Raw genomic sequence first — 20,174 nt, forward strand, 5'->3', positions numbered from 1 at the left:
ATGACAGACTATGACAAAAAAGAAGAAAAAGTAATCAATCAAATCTCTAATATTTTAACAAATTTAGATGAAACATTAGCTAAAATTGACGATGAAATGGAAAAAGGTCATGAGAAATCAGTGAAATGCTGGTTTGAAGAAAAGAAAGCCATTCATGAAATTAAAAAGATTTTACACGAAATTGATAAATATGATAATTATAACGAAAAAGAATTAGACAATCTTGTCGATGAATGGGACTAAAAAATAAATGACAGTTTAGTCGACATTTCTTTTGAACATACCTTTTAACCAAGCGGAGTAATGAAAATTATTCCGCTTGATTTGTACCTTTTGCTTGGTCTGTTACTTTTTTTACTGTCATAAGGTATAGGAGCTACTGAAATATGGAAACAGATTTATTTATGTTATTAAATGCAAATAGTCGAAATATTTTATCTATTTTTTCAATCATATCAGAAAAAAATGAATGGTATAGCATGCATGAGATTAGTGAAAAATTGAATGTGGTGGAAAGAACTATTCAACGCTATGTGATTCAATTAAAAGATTGTATTGAACAGTTTAATAAAGATGAAAAAGAAGAGGACAGATTGTATTTAAGTTATGAAAAATATAGAGGTGTCTACCTAGAAACCCCTAAAGGTCAAGGATTGAATCGATTTAAGCAATTAGTCATAGAACAAGATGAAACCTTTATGATGTTAAAACAAATATTTTTTGAAGAGTTCCAATCAGTGACCAAGTATTCAATGGATCATTTTATCAGTGAGAGTAAGGTCAGAAAAGGACTTAAAAAAATACGCCATTATTTAAAAAGATATCATTTGTCTTTATCCAATATTAGTTTTAGGATAGTGGGAGAAGAAAAACAAATTCGATTGTTGACTTATTATTTAATATGGTATGGTGTTAAAGGAAATGTCTGGCCCTTTAAACAGGTTAGTCAATTAAAGGTTTATGAAGTAGTCGATGGTTTGAATCAAGCGTTAGAGATGCGTTTGACTCAAACACAAAGGAAACAACTTGCTTACATGTTAGCTATTAATTTGTTCAGATTAGGCAAAAATCACGTGGTTACATTTGAAGCTGAATGGAAAGACTATGTCAATATTAAGCAAATTTTAAATCAAGCCCCCTTTTTAGAACTTCTTTTTTTAAAAAGACAGCAAAAATTAACAGCTGAAATTTATTTTTATCTACTACTAATTCAACTTAGAATGAATATCTATCAATGTGATAATTTAACAAGACAAGTGTTGTCTTATCATAAAAAAAATAACTCGGATGTATTTGTTGTAACCGACTCACTAGTTAAAACATTCCATCAAGAACTATTGCCTATTCCCAAAAACTATTATGAGTCTTTTTTTCTAACAACATTTTGTACCCATTTATTTTGTAAATTATTTCATCACGTATCTTTGACAATGGATGGTCGTTATATGTTGGATGATACACAGGAAAAATACACAGTACTATATTCAGAGTTACATCGTTTAGTGGATAAGGTTTATAATCAAACTAATGATTCGATTTTTTTACAAAAGCGTTTTTTAGTTCAAAAATACATGCTATTATTTTCTATGATTAAACCATTGACCTATTTTGAGCCAACCATATGTATTTTATTAGAAAGTGATTTGCCATATTTAACGAAAGCGTTATTAGAAAGAGATATTGCATATCATTATTCTGGAAAATACCATATTGAATTTATGGATACATATGATGTTAAAGAAGCAGATGTTATATTGACAAATGTTTCAAATATTTTTGATTGTAATAGTTGTATGACTTCAACGATCCGATATTTTGATTTTCCATTAACTTTAAGAGATTACGAAGAATTGGATAAATTAGTTAAGAGCATATATCAATGTAAATACGCCATGATAGTTTAAATAAAACATCTTTTTAAATAATAAATGAAAAAAGTCTTGTTTTCATTAAAAAAATAAGTTGTGAAATAATTATTAATTTTTTTCTTGTTAAAATAGCATATTTAGGGTATTATTTTCTAAGTATGTTAGTAATTTAACAATTAAAAAAGGGGATTAGATTTATGAAAAGTAAACTATTCAAATCATTAACCATTAGTTTTGCCACTTTAATGATGCTATCTGGTTGTGGGGGACAAAAAACTGCAGAGAAGACATCTCAAAGTTCATCGACAAAAGCAAGTACATCAGATGTAACTTCTGGTGCGTCAGAACAAAAATATACTGACCCAAAAGAGTTAAAAGATGAGTACGATATTATTATTGTTGGTGCTGGTGGAGCAGGGATGTCAGCTGCTTTGCAAGCGAAAGAAGAAGGTAAAAATCCAGTTATTTTAGAAAAAATGCCAGTAGCTGGTGGGAACACAATGAAAGCTTCAAGTGGGATGAATGCTTCAGAAACAAAATATCAAAAAGAAGCTGGCATTAAAGATTCAAATGATAAATTCTATGAAGAAACACTTAAAGGTGGACACGGAACAAATGATAAAGAATTATTACGTTACTATGTTGATCATTCAGCAAGTGCTATTGATTGGTTAGACTCAATGGGAATTAAATTAAACAACTTGACTATCACTGGTGGGATGAGTGAAAAAAGAACTCATAGACCTGAAGATGGCTCAGCAGTTGGTGAATACTTAGTTCATGGATTATTAAATAATATTCATGAAAAAGACATTCCAATTTTTGTTAATGCTGATGTAACGGAGATTTTAAAAAATGATGCAGCAGTTGATGGTGTTAAAGTAACGGTTGAAGGCAAAGAAAAGGAAGTGCATGGTAAAGCTGTTGTTGTGACAACTGGTGGATATGGAGCTAATCCAGAAATGCTAGAAAAAGAAAAACCTGAACTTAAAGGGTATGTCACAACAAACCAAGAAGGTAGTACCGGTGATGGTATTCGCATGATTGAAAAACTTGGCGGACAAACGGTTGATATGGATCAAATCCAAATTCATCCAACTGTTCAACAAGACAAAGGGGTATTAATTGGTGAAGCTGTTCGTGGTGAAGGTGGTATCTTAGTTAGTCAAGAAGGTAAACGATTCACAAATGAAATGGGCACACGTGATAATGTATCTGCTGCTATTACTGCTTTACCTGAAAAATCCGCTTACTTAATTTTTGATGCTGGAGTGAAAGAAAGAGTCAAAGCAATTAACTTTTATGAAAAACAAGGATTTGTAAAATCTGCTGATTCAATTGAAGCATTAGCTAAAGAAATTGATATGGATGGTAAAACACTTGATACAACTGTGACTGATTGGAACAAAGCAGTTGAAGCGAAATCCGATACAGAATTTTCTCGTGAAACTGGTATGGATCATGCATTAAATAAAGGTCCTTATTATGCGATTAAGATCGCACCAGGTATCCATTACACAATGGGTGGTGTAAAAATTAATGATAAAACAGAAGTGCTGAATAAAGACAATCAACCAATTACTGGATTGTATGCTGCAGGAGAAGTGACTGGTGGATTACATGGAAGTAATCGTATTGGTGGAAATTCAGTCGGTGATATCATTGTATTTGGTCGTCAAGCTGGAGAACAATCAGCGAAATTTGTTAAATAATTAGTATTTTAAGAGTCTCGATAATCGAGTCTCTTTTTTTAGAGATTAGTTTTTTTAACAATTGTTTTATATAAAAGAAACATAAAAAGTGGTTTTAATTTTACTGTAATAATACACTAGTATACAATGATAGTAGTGTATCATTTATAGGAGGAAACAAATGAAACGAATTGATCAGGTTTATAATTATGTCGTTAACCAAACAAAGAATCTTTCCCCTACTAATCTAGCTAGCGAATCTGGAGTTACAACAAAAGAAGTTGCTGAATTTTTAAAAATTCAGCGTAGTAATGCTAGTAAAGATCTAAATACATTAGTAAGAGAAGGAATTGTAGAAAAATTAGATGGTAGGCCAGTCAGATATGTCGTCAAATCGATTTTTCAAAATGAACCCTTATCAAAGTATGTTCCAAGTTATCAAGAAGAAACTGATGCGACAACACTTTCTAAATCTAATTTAATTTATTCCGATGATATTTTTAAACGAATTATTGGTATTAAGGGTAGTATGAAGAATGCTATTATGCAAGCAAAAGCGGCTATTTTATATCCACCAAATGGATTAAATTGTTTGATTACAGGTCCAACTGGGTCTGGAAAAACCTACTTTGCACATACTATGTTTCAATATGCTAAACAGCAACAGATAATAGATGAGAATAAAGAGTTAGTAGTATTTAATTGTGCAGACTATGCTAGTAATCCAGAATTATTAATGAGTCATTTATTTGGTCATATAAAGGGAGCTTTTACAGGAGCAGATGAAGAAAAAGATGGTTTGATGACTTTAGCAAATGATGGGTATTTATTTTTAGATGAAATTCATCGATTGCCACCAGAGGGACAAGAGATGATTTTTTATTTTATGGATAATGGAAAATATTCAAAATTAGGAGAGTCGACTAAAACAAGAGAAGCAAATGTCCGTATCATCTGTGCCACAACAGAAGATCCTAACTCAGCTCTGTTGAATACATTTGTTAGGCGGATTCCTATTACAATTAAACTTCCAAACTTTAAGGAAAGAAGTGCAAAAGAAAAAGTCGAATTAGTAAAAAATATGATGATTATTGAAGCACAACGTATTAATCGGCGAATTATTTTAACGGAAGACGTGATAAAAGCATTAATTGGAAGTGTGTCATATGGAAATGTAGGGCAATTGAAATCGAATGTTCAACTTGTCACGGCACAGTCATTTTTAAAACACATGGATCAACAGGATGTCACGATTACGATGGATGAGTTAAATGATGGGATAAAAGAAGGGCTCGTTCATTTGGCCAGCGATCGACATACAATGGCTGAGTTGACACAGTTATTAGAATCAAAAATGATAATTTCGCCTAATGAATCATTTGAGACTTATGAAGGGGATAGTTATGAGCTACCCTACAATTTATATGAAATCATTGGTGACAAAGCAGCATTATTAAAAGAAGATGGGTTTAACCAAGAAGCCATCAATCATTTTATTACAACAGATATTAACGTTCACTTGAAATCATTTTACCGTAATCATGGCTTTAATTTTGATTCAGAAAATAAATTAGGAGAAATCATTGATAGTAAAGTTATTAAAACAACGCGTATGTTGTATCAATACGCTGTGGAACAAGTAGGTTACAAATTTGAACAAAACTTTTTATATGCAATCGGCCTTCACATTAGCTCTTTTTTAAATCGTTATAAAGAAGGTATCCAAATAGAAACTGGAAATGATGAAAATATCATTAAAATGATCGAAACATACCCGAAAGAACATCATGTGGCAAAAGTATTTAAGCAAATTATTGAAGAGGAACATCAGGTTATATTGCCTCAATCAGAAATCAATTATTTAACTGTTTTGTTGATTTCTTTAAATGAATCAGTGAAGGATGGGAGAATAGGGATTGTCGTTGCAGCTCATGGTAGAAGTACTGCTTCAAGCATGGTGGAAGTTGTTAGTCAGCTGTTAAAAGTAAATAATATTCGTGCCGTAGATATGCCTCTTGATATGTCTCCTACTGAAGCATTAGATAAAGTCATACATGAAGTAAGTGAAGTAGATGAAGGAAGCGGAGTATTGTTGCTAGTAGATATGGGATCTTTGACAACTTTTACAGAGGATATAAAAGAAAAAACTGCTATTAATGTTAAAATTATTGACATGGTGACAACAGCATTAGTTTTGGAAGCTGGTAGAAAAGCGAGTTTACTTGAAGGCGATTTAACAGATTTATATCAATCTCTAAGTTATTTTCACGGATACCATGCAAAGGATACATCTGAAGTAAGCGTTGAAAAGAACAAACCACAAGCAATATTGGCTATTTGTGCATCGGGGCAAGGGACAGCACAGCGAATGAAGGAATTAATCAATGATTACCTTACTTTATATATGGAAGAAGATATTGAGGTAATTACCATGTCAATAGTAGATTTAGAAACGACATTACCATTGGTACAGGAAAAATACCATTTATTAGCAAGCACAGGAATTAAGAATCCTAATTTATCCGTTCCGTTTATTACAATGGACCAACTATTTTCTAAAGAAGGCCCATCGTTTATTGGAAATATCGTATCGAATACATTTACATCTGACGAAGAATTTACGTTAACTGAAGATAAGGCTAAAAAAACATGTGTAGATTATATTAATGATTATTATACCTTTATCAATGCCACTAAATTAATTGATCCATTGTGGACAATTTGTCAGAAAGTTGATCGAGATATTTTATCAAATAAAAAAGAGTATTCTTTTTATATCTCTTTAACCATGCACTTATCTGGAATGGTTGAACGCATATTAAGAAATGATACGCTATCAGCAACTACCTCAGAATTAAATCAATTAGAGAACAAGAACTACATTGATTCACTAAAATCAAGCCTAAGTTTATTAGAACAATTGTTTCAGCTAGAAATACCAAATGATGAGTTAGTGTATGTTGTCAATATTATAGAGAATCAATTAAGCTTATAGTGTATATACACTAAAGATACACTGTGCCAAGTGTATCTTTTTCTTATTTTATTAATTGGTTTAATAGTATTTTTGAAAGTTGGCATGAATTTTGCTTATATATTTATAGAATGTTTAAAATGAAGAAAAGGAGGCATCATATGGATATTCGATTAGTTCGTATTGATGACAGATTGATTCATGGACAGGTTGCTACAGTCTGGACAAAACATTCAAAAATAAATCGTATTCTTGTTGTTAGTGATGATGTGGCACAGGATGCCCTTAGAAAAACATTACTTATTCAAGCAGCGCCACCTAATATTATTGTTAATGTGATTCCAGTGAAAAAAATGATAGGAATCTATCATGATCCACGATTTAATGATTCTATTCAAGCAATGCTATTATTTACGAATCCTTCAGACGTTAAAAAAGTGGTAGAAGCTGGTGTGAAAATTGAAACACTCAATGTTGGTGGAATGAGTTATCAAACTGGTAAACATATGATAACAAACGCTGTGGCAATAGATGACAAAGATGAGGAAGCTTTTGTTTTTTTAAGTAATCAAGGAATAACTATTGATGTCAGAAAAGTTGTTTCGGATAGTCCTGTTGATTTGATTCATTTATTAAAAAAGAATCAATTAAAAACTGACAAAAAGAAAATGATATAAAATAGGAGGTCACAAATATGGTTGGAATTATTTTAGCAAGTCATGGTGAGTTTGCTAAAGGAATCTTGCAATCTGGTTCAATGATTTTTGGTGAACAAGAAAATGTTAAAGCCGTTACATTGATGCCTAGTGAAGGTCCAGATGATGTTAAAAGAAAAATTATCGAAGCAATTGACACATTTGATCAGCAAGAGGAAGTCCTTTTTTTAGTTGATTTATGGGGAGGTACACCATTTAATCAAGCAAATACACTATTTGAAGAACATAAGGACCATTGGGCAATTGTCAGTGGATTAAACTTACCAATGTTAATTGAAGCATATGCGATGAGATTATCAGAAACAAGCGCTCATAAAATCGCGTCTCAAATTGTAACAACAGGAAAAGATGGGATTAAAGTTCGTCCAGAAGCTCTTGAACCAGAAGAAGAGAAAAATGAAGTTGCTCAACCAGAAGTACAAATGGGTTCTATCCCGCCAGGAACAGTCATTGGTGATGGAAAAATCAAATTTGTGTTGGCACGTATTGATTCACGATTATTACATGGTCAGGTGGCAACAGCTTGGACAAAAGCAACCAATCCAACACGTATCATTGTGGTATCGGATTCAGTTGCAAAAGATGATCTACGTAAGAAATTAATCGAACAAGCAGCACCACCAGGAGTAAAAGCAAATGTTATTCCCGTGAAAAAAATGATAGAAATTGCAAAAGATCCACGTTTTGGTGGAACGCGTGCGTTACTGTTGTTTGAAAATCCGGCAGATGTTGTTCGCGTTATTGATGGTGGCGTGAAGATTGACGAAGTAAATGTTGGATCACTTGCCCACTCTGTTGGAAAAGTGGTAGTAAATAAAGTCCTTTCTATGGGACAAGATGACGTTAAAGCTTTTGAGCAATTAAAAGCTGATGGTGTGAAGTTTGACGTACGTAAAGTACCAAATGATTCACGAGCTAATATGGATGAGTTGGTTAAAAAAGCAAAAACTGATTTAGGAAAATAAACCATTTATAGGAGGGATATCATGTCTGTTATATCAGTCATTTTAGTTATTATTGTTGCCTTTTTCGCAGGTATGGAAGGTATTTTAGATGAGTTTCAATTTCATCAACCATTGATTGCATGTACATTAATTGGATTAGTTACAGGTCACTTGGAAGCAGGGATTCTTTTAGGGGGGTCACTTCAAATGATCGCTCTAGGTTGGGCAAATATTGGAGCAGCAGTGGCACCAGATGCAGCACTTGCTTCAGTAGCATCTGCTATTATTTTAGTTAAAGCATTAGGAGCTCAATCAATTTCTGTTAAAGATGCAGTGTCATCATCAATCGCAGTGGCTATTCCATTAGCAGTCGCTGGATTATTCTTAACAATGATTGTCCGAACATTAGCTGTACCAATCGTTCATATGATGGATAAAGCAGCCGAAGAAGGAAATATGGGTAAAATTGAACGTTTACACATTATGGCTGTATGTATGCAAGGAATTCGTATTGCCATTCCAGCAGCAGCACTGTTATTTATTCCAGCTGAAACTGTACAACACTTTTTAGAATCAATGCCAGCTTGGTTAACTGAAGGTATGGCAATTGGTGGTGGAATGGTTGTAGCGGTAGGTTACGCTATGGTTATTAACATGATGGCAACAAAAGAAGTATGGCCATTCTTTGCAATGGGATTTGTTATTGCCGCAGTTTTTGATATTACATTAATGGGCTTAGGTGCATTAGGTGTGGCCTTTGCATTAATCTACATTAACTTGTCTAAAATGGGTGGTTCATCAAATTCTGGTGGTGGAAGCAATACAGGTGATCCACTAGGCGATATTTTAAACGATTACTAATTTAGGAGGAAAGAAAAAATGGCAGAAAAGATAGAATTATCGAAAAAAGATCGTATGACCGTTGCGTGGCGTTCAACATTTATCCAAGGTTCTTGGAACTATGAACGTATGCAAAATGGTGGTTGGGCATTCTCAATGATTCCAGCAATCAAAAAATTATACAAAACAAAAGAAGAACAATCAGATGCATTAAAACGTCACTTAGAATTCTTTAACACACATCCATATATTGCTTCTCCTATTTTAGGTGTAACATTGGCGTTAGAAGAAGAACGAGCTAATGGATCTGAAATTGATGATGTAGCAATTCAAGGGGTTAAAGTTGGGATGATGGGACCATTAGCTGGTGTTGGAGACCCAGTTTTCTGGTTTACATTACGTCCAATGCTTGGAGCTCTTGGTGCATCTCTTGCACTAGGTGGTAGCATTCTTGGTCCAATTATTTTCTTCGTGGCTTGGAACTTAATTCGTTGGGGATTTATGTGGTATACACAAGAATTTGGTTACCGTGCTGGATCAAAAATTACAGATGACTTATCGGGTGGTTTATTGCAAGATGTTACAAAAGGTGCTTCTATTTTAGGGATGTTTGTTCTGGCAGCATTGGTTGAAAGATGGGTATCCATTGATTTCAAACCAATTGTGTCAAAAGTACCTCTTGATAAAGGAGCCTATGTTGACTGGGCAAATCTTCCAAATGGTATGGCTGGTGTGAAACAAGCGTTTGAAGAAGTTGCTTCTGGTCGTGCGTTAAGTGATGTTAAAGTGACAACATTACAAAATAACTTAGATCAACTAATCCCAGGTTTAGCACCATTATTATTAACATTCTTCTGTATGTGGCTACTTAAGAAAAAAGTAAGCCCAATTGTTATCATCATCGGTTTGTTCGTTGTTGGTATCTTAGGTCATGTGATTGGCTTACTGTAAAAAAAATAAATTTTAAGAGGTCTTATATAGGCCTCTTTTTTTAAATAGCAGCTATTTTTTGATATAGTGTTAAAAGAAAAGTAAAGGAAGTGACTTGATGGTTCAGTCTCTTAATACAAAAATTGATCTAGTAATAGATGCAACAGCGTTTACTGGTTTGACAGATTATGGGGAAATTATGATAGGTGATAAAGGATTTGAATTTTATCATGGGCGTGATCCAAGAAAATTTATTCAAATACCTTGGGAAGAAGTTGATTATGTTATTGCTTCTGTCATGTTTAAAGGGAAATGGATTCCAAGATATGCTATTCAGACTAAAAAAAATGGAACCTATACTTTTTCTTCTAAAAAACCCAAAGTGGTCTTACGTGCTATAAGAGAGTATGTTAATCCAGAAAGAATGGTTCAATCGCTTGGATTTTTAGATGTTGTTAAACGGGGGATTAGAGCAAAATTTGGTAAGAATAAATAATAAACCTTTCGGCAAAATGAATATAAACTCATTTTGCCGAAAGGTTTATTATTTATGAAATGAAAAGCTGTGCCAAATGGTTATTTAAAAGTCTTTCAATATAGTAAAATAAATCTCTTATAAATTAAATTTGAAATATTATTGATTTTACCATCAAAAACATATATTATATTCATTTTTTTATTATATTTTTCTAATTTAATTTTAAAAAAAGGGGGGAGCACTAGGTGAAAAATAAAATGAAGTATTTATCAATGTTTGTAACAGTTTTAACGTAAGCGGCTTGTGAAAGCGATGTAGTAAAAACTAAAGATAGCACAAGTGGGAAAGAGGAATTAGCAGATGAACCTACAGCGGCTTTTGATATAACGATTTAAGCACAAATTATTGAATTAATGAAAGATATTCAACAAGAAATTAAAGCCTCTATTGTTTTTAGTGCACATGATTTGGGTGTTGTAGTAAATGGCGTTGATAGAGTAGCTGTAATGTATGGTGGTAGAATTGTTGGAATTGGAGCATCTGATGAGATTTTTTACAATCTTCAATATCCTTTGAAAGTACGAGATATTATAGCAGAAGACATTGATATTCATAAGTTAGCCAAAAATGTAGGTGAACGAAATAAACGAATAGATGAATTATTAAAACTTGTTGGTCTTGACCCAAGTCATGGGACACGTTATCCACATGAATTTTCAGGAGGTCAACGTCAACGTATTGGAATCGCACGAACTCTTGCGATTGACCCTAAATTTATTATTTGTGATGAACTAGTTTCTGCTTTGGATGTTTCTATTCAAGCACAGGTTGTCAATTTATTACAAGAGTTGCAAGAAAAACAACAACTGACTTATTTGTTTATTGCCCATGATTTATCAATGGTTAAATATATCAGCAATTGTATAGGGGTGATGTATTATGGAAAATTGGTAGAAATTGGAAGTGCAGAGGAGATTTATAAGTATGGATTACATCCTTACACAGAAAGCTTATTATCCGCCATTCCATTACCTGACCCTGAGTATGAACGTCATAGAGTAAGGACTACTTACAAACCTGAAAAAACAATTGCTACAGATTTATTATTAAGAGAAATTAGTGACTTGAAAATTTAAATAGGATAATGGAATTTGGTATTTAAAAGGATACTATGTCATTATTTGTTATTTATATTTAGAAAATAATTGAAAAAGTATTAGAAAACAATAAACTGATGATAGAAATGTAAGTGAACAACGTATAATAAATTTATTAAATTGGGCAAAAGTTTTATGTTTTAGTTATCAGTTTTTTAATCGATAGTCTTTACGGTACATACAGAAATAATTTTTCTAGAGATATTAAAAAGCCATCAGCGGAAACGGATGGCTTTTTTTATTTATAGATTAACAATTGTTTGCGGTCTTTCACCATTTAATATGGCTAAACATGAATCAAGTGCACCTGACACTAAATTTGTGACAGCTGTTTCAGTGTAAAAAGCAATATGGGGAGTATAAATAACATCATCTCGTTGTATTAATTCTTCTAACACTGGGTCATTAATCGGTTTATTATTAAAATCTTTTGTCACAAAAGGCATTTCATTTTCGTAAGTATCAAGTGCACAAGATGCTAATTGATTTGAGTCCAGAGCCTTAATTAAATCGTTTGTGTTAACAATTGCACCGCGAGAAGCGTTAATTAAAATAGAACCAGGCTTCATTTTTGTAAAGGTTTCTTCATTAAATAAATGATAATTTTCTTCTGTTAGAGGCATATGAATAGAAATGACATCACATGATGCTAAAAACGTATTAAAATTATCTTCATATGTTAGAATAGCTTCCAATGATTTATTTTTATAAAGATCATAACCAATCAACGTTGCACCAAAGCCTTTGAGCATCTCAACTGTCAACTGACCAATACGACCAGTCCCTAATATTCCAATCGTTAATTCTCTGACTTCTTTAGACAAGATTGATTTATCCCAACTAAAATTATGATTTGTCACTCGTTTATTAATTAATTTTGTATGTCTTAAACAATTTAGAACGCTTCCAACTGCAAACTCAGCGACAGAGTTTGGGGAGTAAGCAGGTACATTCGTAATTAAAATATTATTTTCTTTTGCAATATCTAAGTTATACATATCAATACCGGCTGACCGTTGAGCAATTTGTCTAAAGCCATCTTTGCTCAGTTGGATATAAATATCATTTGAAATCCCCATTGTTTGTTGGAGACTTAAACCATCAAAAGTTTTTAACAAGTGATAAGTTCTTCATTAAGTACCTCATTAGTTAAACCAACTTCAACATTATTTTCTTTAGCCCATTTATCAGCAAACTGTTTTTCATCTTCCCTAGCGCCTATCATCATAATCTTTTTCATTTTTTCCTCCTTATATCTTTATAAGTACAGTATAAGATGAAGAGGATTATTGTTCTAATTACTATAATTGATAGACCTATAGATTTAGTTAATCATTTATTATTTTTTGACTGGTAAGGAATTCTAAGCATAATGCCGCTGCAGGACTAAGTGGCGTGTTCTTCTTATGGATCACGACAATATCAAATGGTTTAATTTTATCTTTAATAGGTACCCAAGTTAGTGGATAATTGTCATAAAAATCTTTTAACTGAATGGGTAACAGAGCTAACGTATTATTTTTCATAATATTATTGACTAATACTTCATGATTATTACTCATAATATCAATTTTTGGTATAAAGCCAACATCTCGTGTCATACCTTGAAGCACATGTCATAACACATAGTCTTTGCTCATAGATGAGAAGGTATCGTCTTTTAAATCTTTTAAATTGAGAGGTTTTTTTGATGCTAACGGATGATCATCCATCATTAAAATTGACGCATCCTATTTCGTAGTATGAAAAATATTTCGTTCAATTTCTAAATTTTCTTCTTTAATAGGAAATGACACAATGCCTATTTCTAATTCACCTTTACTAAAAACAGTGGATGAATTCATACTAAAATAAAAAATAGTTTTTATTTTGGTATGTATCGATTCTATTCTTGTTCATTTTATCAATTAATATAAAATGCGTTAAATGAAATTTTTTTATTCATAATGTTACTTTTATTTATAAAAACATGTTTTTTAAACTAAAAATTACATATGCATATGAATTTTTAGAGAAATTTAAATAACAAAATATGCTATTTTTATGAATTTTCATTTAAAGATGATTAATTGTCATTTTTTACGTATTGTTAGGTAAAGTTTGATATGGCGGGTTTTTTAAAAAAACGATATAGTATGAACATAGCCAAGAAATGAAATGCACCAAAAATTTAATAACAAGATAATAGGGGGTAGGAGCTATGAAAAAAATAGGATATGTTTATGCTTCTAGTGAGGAAAATTATGTGAGAGAACAAATCGATGGGTTAAATAGTTTAAATATCGAAACTGTATCCATTGAAAAGGAAACGAATGAGGAAATTTCACAAAGTGACACAGTATTGACTGATATCGTGGCTAGTTTAGAATCAGGCGATCAATTGGTTGTATATGAATTAAGATGTTTAGGGAAATCAGTTATTCAATTAGCAGAATTTTTAGGTCAATTAAAAGAAAAAGGCATTGGATTAGTAGTAGTTAAAAAAGGTGAAGCATACAGTGACATTGATGATGCAGCATACTTAGAAATGGTTTTAAAAATTGCTGAAATGGAAAAAATGATTATTAGAGAACGAACTACTAAAGGATTACAAGAAGCACGTCGTAAGGGTCGTGTAGGCGGACGTCCAAAAATCTCTCAAGAAACAATCGACCAAATTAGATTTTTATATAATAACAATAGATATACATTAAGACAAATTGCAGAGGAATGTAACATTTCTTTGGGAACAGCTTATAAATACGTACAAGAAAGATAAAACAAAAAGACTAGTAAATGACATTTAAAACATTTACTAGTCTTTCTTTGTTTATTTTAATTGAGAGAAGTCATTGAAGTATTGTTTGTAGGATAAGTAACTGGCAATCATGGTTGAAAATCCAGTAGTCGCAATTAGCATAAACATCACAACGATTTGATATCTAATGGCAGTTGTTGGATCAATACCAGCAAACATAAGACCAGACATCATACCAGGTAAACTGACTAAACCAACCGTTTTTGCACGATCGACACTTGGTGACATCGCAGATTTAATGCTTTCTCTTACGATAGGTAAGGTGGACTGTTTTTTTGTTGCTCCTAATGCAAGTTTTTCTTGTACTTGTTGACGTTGATCTTCAAATTTAGTTGACATTGTACGATAGCCAACCCCAACGGCAGTCATCGCATTACTGGCAATCATTCCGGTTATTGGAACAATTTGTGAAGGTGTCCATTTTAAAGTTCCAGATATAAATAGAATAAACAGTGATAAAATTGTACCAAAACCAATTGAAATCAGAGAAATTTGAAAGGCTTTATCTAAATGGTTTGCACGTTTTCCGGCATGATGTGCAGCATTTAAAATAATAAAAGCAACCATGACTAAGGTTAAAATCATATTATCCAGTTGGAAAACAAACCCTAAAACATATCCAATGATGAATAATTGAACCACTGTTCGAATGGCAGAAACGAAAATATCTTTTCCTAATCCTAGTTTTTCTTTGTAATCAATAATTAAAGCTATCACAATTAACAAGCTTGCTAATAATAGCGATGTATTTGAAATATTTAAATCAGTCATATTATTTTTCCTCCATTTTTCCGTCAATAATGGTAATTTGACGTGTCCCTAAGCTAAATTCATTACTATCATGTGTCACCCAAAGAATCGTTTTTCCTTTTAACTCATTTAAAATAAATTGTTGGATAATATTTTTATTTTCATCATCTAAAGCACTAGTGACTTCATCTAATAACAATACATCTGGTTCAAAAATGAGATTTCTAACAAACGCAACACGTTGTTTTTCTCCACCAGATAAATCTATAATCTTTTTATTTAAGTAAGATTCATTAAGTTTGAATGTTTCTAACAGTTTTGTTACTCTAGATTTGTCGAATTCTTGATGTCGAATATCAAATGGAAATATCAGATTATCCATAACAGTCTCACCAAATAGAGTAGGTTGTTGGAAAAAATAAGAGACTTCTTTCCTATAATCAGTAATATTTTCTTTGTCAATTTCTCTATTTTTATAAAGTAATTTTCCAGAGGTAGGTGTAATCATTGATGCTAGCACTTTTAGTAAGGTGCTCTTACCACTTCCAGATGGACCGCTAATAGTGATGAAATCTCCTGAGTTGATTGATAAGTTAATGTCGTTTAGAATCGTTTGATTTTGTGGTTTAAAAAAAATGTTTTCTAAATTAAATAATGAATGCATAAGTAATCTCCTTTTTTCTATTAATATATCTATAGTATATCATTATAATAATTATTATTTAATGTTAATGCTTAACTGATAATTATTTTGTTTAGTCGTGATTCATTTACTTTATATTGAAATCATGTGGTTTATAGAGTAGGATATCAAAGAAGGAATAAAAAACGAGCGGGGGATATTAATGACGGCAGCAGAAAGTAGACCGATTGTCATAGGTGTGACTGGTGGGTCTGGAAGTGGTAAAACCAGTGTAAGTCGCGCGATATTAAAAGCATTACCAAATCACTCAATTTTATTGTTTGAACAAGATTCTTATTATAAAGATCAAAGTCATCTATCATTTGAAGAAAGATTAAACACAAATTATGATCATCCATTTGCATTTGATACTGATTTATTGATTGAGCATTTACAAGATTTAATGGGATATAAAGCGATTGAGAAACCTGTCTATGATTATGAAGCACATACGCGAAGTAAAGAGGTCATTTATCAAGAACCAAAAGAGGTTATCATATTAGAAGGTATTTTAATATTAGAAGACGAACGGTTAAGAGATTTGATGGATATTAAAGTTTATGTAGACACTGAGGATGATATAAGAATTATCCGCCGTATTAAAAGAGATATGCATGATCGAGGACGTTCTTTGGATTCTGTCATTGGTCAATATTTAAGCGTAGTTAAACCAATGCATCAACAATTTATCGAGCCGACAAAAAAATATGCGGATATTATCATTCCTGAAGGTGGGGAAAACCAAGTTGCAATAGACTTGTTAACAACTAAAGTAAGAAGTATACTTGAGAAATAATAAATGAGGAGGAATTATAAATGACAACATTTCCACAATTAGATTTAGAAAATGCTAAAGTAACAGCAACAATTAAAACAAATCGAGGTGACATTAAAGTTGCTTTATTCCCAGAACAAGCCCCTAAAACAGTTAAGAACTTTATTGAATTAAGTAAAAAAGGATATTATAATGGTGTAATTTTCCATCGTGTTATTCCTGATTTCATGGTTCAAGGAGGAGATCCAACTGGAACAGGTATGGGTGGAGAAAGTATTTATGGTGAAAAATTTGAAGATGAGTTCTCTAAAGAGGTATTCAATTTAAGAGGTGCTTTATCTATGGCCAATGCTGGACCAAATACAAATGGTAGCCAATTCTTTATTGTTCAAAATAAAAATGTTCCATCTAACATGCTATCTCAATTAGAAGGTGCTGGATTCCCAGAAGAAATTATTGAAGCATATCATAGTGGTGGAACACCATGGTTAGACTTTAGACATACAGTCTTTGGTCATGTCATTGAAGGTATGGATGTTGTGGATGAAATTGCTAGTGTCAGTCGTGATTCACAAGATAGACCAATGCATGATGTAACAATCGATGAGGTTTTAATAGAAGAATAAGATATTTTGTCACTTGCCTAGTTGGGTAAGTGGCTTTTTCTTTTTATATTGTAAAGAGTAGTGAATAGTCTAAGATGTTTATGTTAAAATGATGATTATAAGAAAATTTATTTTAGGAGAATTAAGGACATGACATTAAAAATTGGAGACATATTGATAGGTGAAATAACAGGGATTCAGCCTTATGGAGCATTTGTGTCTCTTGGAGATAATCAACAAGGTTTGATTCACGTATCAGAAGTGAAGCATGGATTTATTAAAAATATAGAAGAAGAATTGACAGTTAAGCAAAAAGTGAAAGTTCAAATTATTGATATTGATGAGTACACAAAGAAAATTAGTTTATCGATAAGAGTATTTCAAGATGCACCACCTGTTTTATATAAAAAGAAAAAATATTTTACAAATAGATATAAGAATATAGGTTTTGAAAGCATTGATAAGAATTTATCACATTGGGTTGATGAGTTTTTAGATGATATTACGGAAAATAACTGATATATTTCTGAAAATATGTTATAATTGCATTTGTCGATTTATTATAACTATTAAATAAGAGGTGTGTAATATTGGAACAGTCTAGAGTAGCTGGGACAGTCATTCTTAATCAACAAGATGGTCATAAAAAATTTTTAGTGCAAAAAGATCAAGAAACAGTTAGTTTTATTCAAACAACTATTGATACCAATTATACAAGTTTAGCTTGCATATTAGATAAGTTGACTCAATCAGTTGGCTTGAATTCTGATGCTATGGACTTAGTCGAATTGACTAATATCAATATTGAAGATGAAAAATTACCACTTTTTGTATTTAGTTTAGATGAAGAGAATATTGAAACCAGGGCATTGAATTCAGAGTTTTTGTGGGAAGAGCCTTCTACTTTGCGTATGGTATTACAACATTTTAATGTAAGTGGTGTGCCTTTTTTAAATTAGTTGTTGACAAAAGTATTTACAGGATGTAATATATAGAAGTTGTCACAATAACGTTATTTAATAAAAAATATTTTTTAAAAATAATGTTGACAAAAAACAAACAACTTGTTATGATATAAAAGTTGTTACGGCAACAAAGTTTAGACCTTTGAAAACTGAACAAAGTAAGACGAACCAAATGTGTAGGGCGTTTCTATTATGTAGAAACAAACCATATTTAGTGAATACAATTCGCTAGCAAGTTTTAAAACAAATGAGCTAAACATCGCAAGATGTTATCAAATTTTTATTGAGAGTTTGATCCTGGCTCAGGACGAACGCTGGCGGCGTGCCTAATACATGCAAGTCGAACGCACTTCTTTTCACCGGAGCTTGCTCCACCGAAAAGAAGTGAGTGGCGGACGGGTGAGTAACACGTGGGCAACCTGCCCACCAGAGGGGGATAACACTTGGAAACAGGTGCTAATACCGCATAATTGCTTTTGCCGCATGGCGAAAGTATGAAAGACGCTTCGGTGTCACTGGTGGATGGGCCCGCGGTGCATTAGTTAGTTGGTGGGGTAACGGCCTACCAAGACCATGATGCATAGCCGACCTGAGAGGGTGATCGGCCACACTGGGACTGAGACACGGCCCAGACTCCTACGGGAGGCAGCAGTAGGGAATCTTCGGCAATGGACGAAAGTCTGACCGAGCAACGCCGCGTGAGTGAAGAAGGTTTTCGGATCGTAAAACTCTGTTGTTAGAGAAGAACAAGTGATAGAGTAACTGTTATCACCTTGACGGTATCTAACCAGAAAGCCACGGCTAACTACGTGCCAGCAGCCGCGGTAATACGTAGGTGGCAAGCGTTGTCCGGATTTATTGGGCGTAAAGCGAGCGCAGGCGGTCTTTTAAGTCTGATGTGAAAGCCCTCGGCTCAACCGAGGAAGGTCATTGGAAACTGGAGGACTTGAGTGCAGAAGAGGAGAGTGGAATTCCATGTGTAGCGGTGAAATGCGTAGATATATGGAGGAACACCAGTGGCGAAGGCGACTCTCTGGTCTGTAACTGACGCTGAGGCTCGAAAGCGTGGGGAGCAAACAGGATTAGATACCCTGGTAGTCCACGCCGTAAACGATGAGTGCTAAGTGTTGGAGGGTTTCCGCCCTTCAGTGCTGCAGTTAACGCATTAAGCACTCCGCCTGGGGAGTACGGCCGCAAGGCTGAAACTCAAAGGAATTGACGGGGGCCCGCACAAGCGGTGGAGCATGTGGTTTAATTCGAAGCAACGCGAAGAACCTTACCAGGTCTTGACATCCTTTGACCACTCTAGAGATAGAGCTTTCCCTTCGGGGACAAAGTGACAGGTGGTGCATGGTTGTCGTCAGCTCGTGTCGTGAGATGTTGGGTTAAGTCCCGCAACGAGCGCAACCCTTATTGTTAGTTGCCATCATTTAGTTGGGCACTCTAGCGAGACTGCCGGTGACAAACCGGAGGAAGGTGGGGATGACGTCAAATCATCATGCCCCTTATGACCTGGGCTACACACGTGCTACAATGGACAGTACAATGAGTTGCGAGACCGCGAGGTTTAGCTAATCTCTTAAAGCTGTTCTCAGTTCGGATTGTAGGCTGCAACTCGCCTACATGAAGCCGGAATCGCTAGTAATCGTGGATCAGCATGCCACGGTGAATACGTTCCCGGGCCTTGTACACACCGCCCGTCACACCACGAGAGTTTGTAACACCCAAAGTCGGTGAGGTAACCTTTTGGAGCCAGCCGCCTAAGGTGGGATAGATGATTGGGGTGAAGTCGTAACAAGGTAGCCGTATCGGAAGGTGCGGCTGGATCACCTCCTTTCTAAGGATAATTACGGAAAACACATTACGTTTTACTTTGTTCAGTTTTGAGAGGTCTACTCTTAAATAGGGGCCTTAGCTCAGCTGGGAGAGCGCCTGCCTTGCACGCAGGAGGTCAGCGGTTCGATCCCGCTAGGCTCCATTGATGAGAAATCATCATATAGAT

General features: G+C 33.6%; 20 protein-coding genes, 1 tRNA gene and 1 rRNA gene. 17 read left to right on the forward strand and 5 right to left on the reverse strand.

Translation table 11 applies throughout. From position 1 onward, the window contains the following. The 10 genes from MN187_RS03270 (at nucleotide 1) to MN187_RS03315 (ending at nucleotide 11,577) form a co-directional block, all read left to right on the forward strand. Nucleotides 1–243, forward strand: coding sequence for a hypothetical protein (locus MN187_RS03270; RefSeq protein WP_117972740.1), 243 nt, complete (start codon nucleotides 1–3; stop codon nucleotides 241–243). A 143-nt stretch (nucleotides 244–386) separates the two neighbouring features. Beyond that, nucleotides 387–1,904: an AcpB/EbpR/MafR family transcriptional regulator gene (locus tag MN187_RS03275; RefSeq protein WP_242094264.1), complete on the forward strand. Its 1,518-nt coding sequence runs from the start codon at nucleotides 387–389 to the stop codon at nucleotides 1,902–1,904. A 161-nt stretch (nucleotides 1,905–2,065) separates the two neighbouring features. After that, the gene (locus tag MN187_RS03280; RefSeq protein ID WP_242094267.1) at nucleotides 2,066–3,580 is read left to right on the forward strand and encodes a flavocytochrome c; all 1,515 of its coding nucleotides are present in this window, start codon (nucleotides 2,066–2,068) and stop codon (nucleotides 3,578–3,580) included. A gap of 160 nt (nucleotides 3,581–3,740) precedes the next feature. Further along, nucleotides 3,741–6,554 (forward strand): sigma-54-dependent transcriptional regulator, encoded by a 2,814-nt coding sequence (locus MN187_RS03285; protein WP_242094269.1) that lies wholly within the window; start codon nucleotides 3,741–3,743, stop codon nucleotides 6,552–6,554. 140 nt (nucleotides 6,555–6,694) lie between these two features. Further along, complete coding sequence (locus MN187_RS03290) at nucleotides 6,695–7,210, forward strand: mannose/fructose/sorbose PTS transporter subunit IIB (RefSeq protein WP_242094271.1); 516 nt, start codon at nucleotides 6,695–6,697, stop codon at nucleotides 7,208–7,210. A 17-nt stretch (nucleotides 7,211–7,227) separates the two neighbouring features. Further along, a complete protein-coding gene (locus MN187_RS03295) occupies nucleotides 7,228–8,214 on the forward strand; it encodes a mannose/fructose/sorbose PTS transporter subunit IIA (RefSeq protein ID WP_242094273.1) in 987 nt (328 codons plus the stop codon). 21 nt (nucleotides 8,215–8,235) lie between these two features. Beyond that, complete coding sequence (locus tag MN187_RS03300) at nucleotides 8,236–9,054, forward strand: PTS mannose/fructose/sorbose transporter subunit IIC (protein ID WP_242094275.1); 819 nt, start codon at nucleotides 8,236–8,238, stop codon at nucleotides 9,052–9,054. Between the two features lie 18 nt (nucleotides 9,055–9,072). Continuing rightward, a complete protein-coding gene (locus MN187_RS03305) occupies nucleotides 9,073–9,984 on the forward strand; it encodes a PTS system mannose/fructose/sorbose family transporter subunit IID (RefSeq protein WP_242094277.1) in 912 nt (303 codons plus the stop codon). Nucleotides 9,985–10,081: 97 nt separating this feature from the next. Then, entirely contained in the window at nucleotides 10,082–10,459 is a 378-nt protein-coding gene (locus MN187_RS03310; protein ID WP_117972748.1) for a DUF956 family protein, read from the forward strand. Nucleotides 10,460–10,854: 395 nt separating this feature from the next. After that, nucleotides 10,855–11,577: an ATP-binding cassette domain-containing protein gene (locus tag MN187_RS03315; RefSeq protein WP_305853360.1), complete on the forward strand. Its 723-nt coding sequence runs from the start codon at nucleotides 10,855–10,857 to the stop codon at nucleotides 11,575–11,577. A gap of 263 nt (nucleotides 11,578–11,840) precedes the next feature. On the opposite strand, the gene MN187_RS03320 is transcribed toward MN187_RS03315, so the two are convergent. The 3 genes from MN187_RS03320 to MN187_RS03325 all read right to left on the reverse strand — a co-directional run bounded on the left by MN187_RS03320 (nucleotide 11,841) and on the right by MN187_RS03325 (nucleotide 13,199). After that, nucleotides 11,841–12,716: a D-2-hydroxyacid dehydrogenase gene (locus MN187_RS03320; RefSeq protein ID WP_242094279.1), complete on the reverse strand. Its 876-nt coding sequence runs from the start codon at nucleotides 12,714–12,716 to the stop codon at nucleotides 11,841–11,843. Beyond that, a complete protein-coding gene (locus MN187_RS10525) occupies nucleotides 12,710–12,838 on the reverse strand; it encodes a hypothetical protein (RefSeq protein WP_256463837.1) in 129 nt (42 codons plus the stop codon). Before MN187_RS10525 ends, MN187_RS03320 begins: the two co-directional genes overlap by 7 nt. Nucleotides 12,839–12,926: 88 nt before the next feature. Further along, a complete protein-coding gene (locus MN187_RS03325) occupies nucleotides 12,927–13,199 on the reverse strand; it encodes a type 2 periplasmic-binding domain-containing protein (RefSeq protein ID WP_242094281.1) in 273 nt (90 codons plus the stop codon). Between the two features lie 599 nt (nucleotides 13,200–13,798). Between MN187_RS03325 and MN187_RS03330 the strand changes: the two genes are divergently transcribed. Further along, the gene (locus MN187_RS03330; RefSeq protein WP_117972750.1) at nucleotides 13,799–14,356 is read left to right on the forward strand and encodes a recombinase family protein; all 558 of its coding nucleotides are present in this window, start codon (nucleotides 13,799–13,801) and stop codon (nucleotides 14,354–14,356) included. Nucleotides 14,357–14,407: 51 nt separating this feature from the next. On the opposite strand, the gene MN187_RS03335 is transcribed toward MN187_RS03330, so the two are convergent. Then, a complete protein-coding gene (locus MN187_RS03335) occupies nucleotides 14,408–15,166 on the reverse strand; it encodes an ABC transporter permease (protein ID WP_117972751.1) in 759 nt (252 codons plus the stop codon). A gap of 1 nt (nucleotide 15,167) precedes the next feature. Beyond that, nucleotides 15,168–15,809, reverse strand: a complete 642-nt coding sequence (locus MN187_RS03340) for an ABC transporter ATP-binding protein (RefSeq protein WP_117972752.1) — start codon at nucleotides 15,807–15,809, stop codon at nucleotides 15,168–15,170. Between the two features lie 181 nt (nucleotides 15,810–15,990). Between MN187_RS03340 and udk the strand changes: the two genes are divergently transcribed. The 6 genes from udk to MN187_RS03370 all read left to right on the forward strand — a co-directional run bounded on the left by udk (nucleotide 15,991) and on the right by MN187_RS03370 (nucleotide 20,150). After that, nucleotides 15,991–16,623, forward strand: coding sequence for a uridine kinase (gene udk, locus MN187_RS03345; RefSeq protein ID WP_241699388.1), 633 nt, complete (start codon nucleotides 15,991–15,993; stop codon nucleotides 16,621–16,623). Nucleotides 16,624–16,643: 20 nt separating this feature from the next. Next, the gene (locus tag MN187_RS03350; RefSeq protein ID WP_241699389.1) at nucleotides 16,644–17,228 is read left to right on the forward strand and encodes a peptidylprolyl isomerase; all 585 of its coding nucleotides are present in this window, start codon (nucleotides 16,644–16,646) and stop codon (nucleotides 17,226–17,228) included. A 129-nt stretch (nucleotides 17,229–17,357) separates the two neighbouring features. Then, nucleotides 17,358–17,726: a CvfD/Ygs/GSP13 family RNA-binding post-transcriptional regulator gene (locus MN187_RS03355; protein ID WP_242094283.1), complete on the forward strand. Its 369-nt coding sequence runs from the start codon at nucleotides 17,358–17,360 to the stop codon at nucleotides 17,724–17,726. A 71-nt stretch (nucleotides 17,727–17,797) separates the two neighbouring features. Next, nucleotides 17,798–18,166 (forward strand): hypothetical protein, encoded by a 369-nt coding sequence (locus MN187_RS03360; RefSeq protein ID WP_241699391.1) that lies wholly within the window; start codon nucleotides 17,798–17,800, stop codon nucleotides 18,164–18,166. A 285-nt stretch (nucleotides 18,167–18,451) separates the two neighbouring features. After that, nucleotides 18,452–20,009: ribosomal RNA gene (locus MN187_RS03365) — 16S ribosomal RNA — on the forward strand. A gap of 68 nt (nucleotides 20,010–20,077) precedes the next feature. After that, nucleotides 20,078–20,150, forward strand: a tRNA-Ala gene (locus tag MN187_RS03370). The last annotated feature ends 24 nt before the right edge of the window (nucleotides 20,151–20,174 follow it).

It is taken from the genome of Vagococcus sp. CY52-2 (assembly GCF_022655055.1).
GTDB lineage: Bacteria > Bacillota > Bacilli > Lactobacillales > Vagococcaceae > Vagococcus.

Bases quoted from the DNA above. Each gene is read 5' to 3' on its own strand.
- MN187_RS03270 (WP_117972740.1), top strand. From the start codon at position 1: ATGACAGACTATGACAAAAAAGAAGAAAAAGTAATCAATCAAATCTCT.
- MN187_RS03275 (WP_242094264.1), top strand. From the start codon at position 387: ATGGAAACAGATTTATTTATGTTATTAAATGCAAATAGTCGAAATATT.
- MN187_RS03280 (WP_242094267.1), top strand. From the start codon at position 2,066: ATGAAAAGTAAACTATTCAAATCATTAACCATTAGTTTTGCCACTTTA.
- MN187_RS03285 (WP_242094269.1), top strand. From the start codon at position 3,741: ATGAAACGAATTGATCAGGTTTATAATTATGTCGTTAACCAAACAAAG.
- MN187_RS03290 (WP_242094271.1), top strand. From the start codon at position 6,695: ATGGATATTCGATTAGTTCGTATTGATGACAGATTGATTCATGGACAG.
- MN187_RS03295 (WP_242094273.1), top strand. From the start codon at position 7,228: ATGGTTGGAATTATTTTAGCAAGTCATGGTGAGTTTGCTAAAGGAATC.
- MN187_RS03300 (WP_242094275.1), top strand. From the start codon at position 8,236: ATGTCTGTTATATCAGTCATTTTAGTTATTATTGTTGCCTTTTTCGCA.
- MN187_RS03305 (WP_242094277.1), top strand. From the start codon at position 9,073: ATGGCAGAAAAGATAGAATTATCGAAAAAAGATCGTATGACCGTTGCG.
- MN187_RS03310 (WP_117972748.1), top strand. From the start codon at position 10,082: ATGGTTCAGTCTCTTAATACAAAAATTGATCTAGTAATAGATGCAACA.
- MN187_RS03315 (WP_305853360.1), top strand. From the start codon at position 10,855: ATGAAAGATATTCAACAAGAAATTAAAGCCTCTATTGTTTTTAGTGCA.
- MN187_RS10525 (WP_256463837.1), bottom strand. From the start codon at position 12,838: ATGAAAAAGATTATGATGATAGGCGCTAGGGAAGATGAAAAACAGTTT.
- MN187_RS03325 (WP_242094281.1), bottom strand. From the start codon at position 13,199: ATGACACGAGATGTTGGCTTTATACCAAAAATTGATATTATGAGTAAT.
- MN187_RS03330 (WP_117972750.1), top strand. From the start codon at position 13,799: ATGAAAAAAATAGGATATGTTTATGCTTCTAGTGAGGAAAATTATGTG.
- MN187_RS03335 (WP_117972751.1), bottom strand. From the start codon at position 15,166: ATGACTGATTTAAATATTTCAAATACATCGCTATTATTAGCAAGCTTG.
- MN187_RS03340 (WP_117972752.1), bottom strand. From the start codon at position 15,809: ATGCATTCATTATTTAATTTAGAAAACATTTTTTTTAAACCACAAAAT.
- udk (WP_241699388.1), top strand. From the start codon at position 15,991: ATGACGGCAGCAGAAAGTAGACCGATTGTCATAGGTGTGACTGGTGGG.
- MN187_RS03350 (WP_241699389.1), top strand. From the start codon at position 16,644: ATGACAACATTTCCACAATTAGATTTAGAAAATGCTAAAGTAACAGCA.
- MN187_RS03355 (WP_242094283.1), top strand. From the start codon at position 17,358: ATGACATTAAAAATTGGAGACATATTGATAGGTGAAATAACAGGGATT.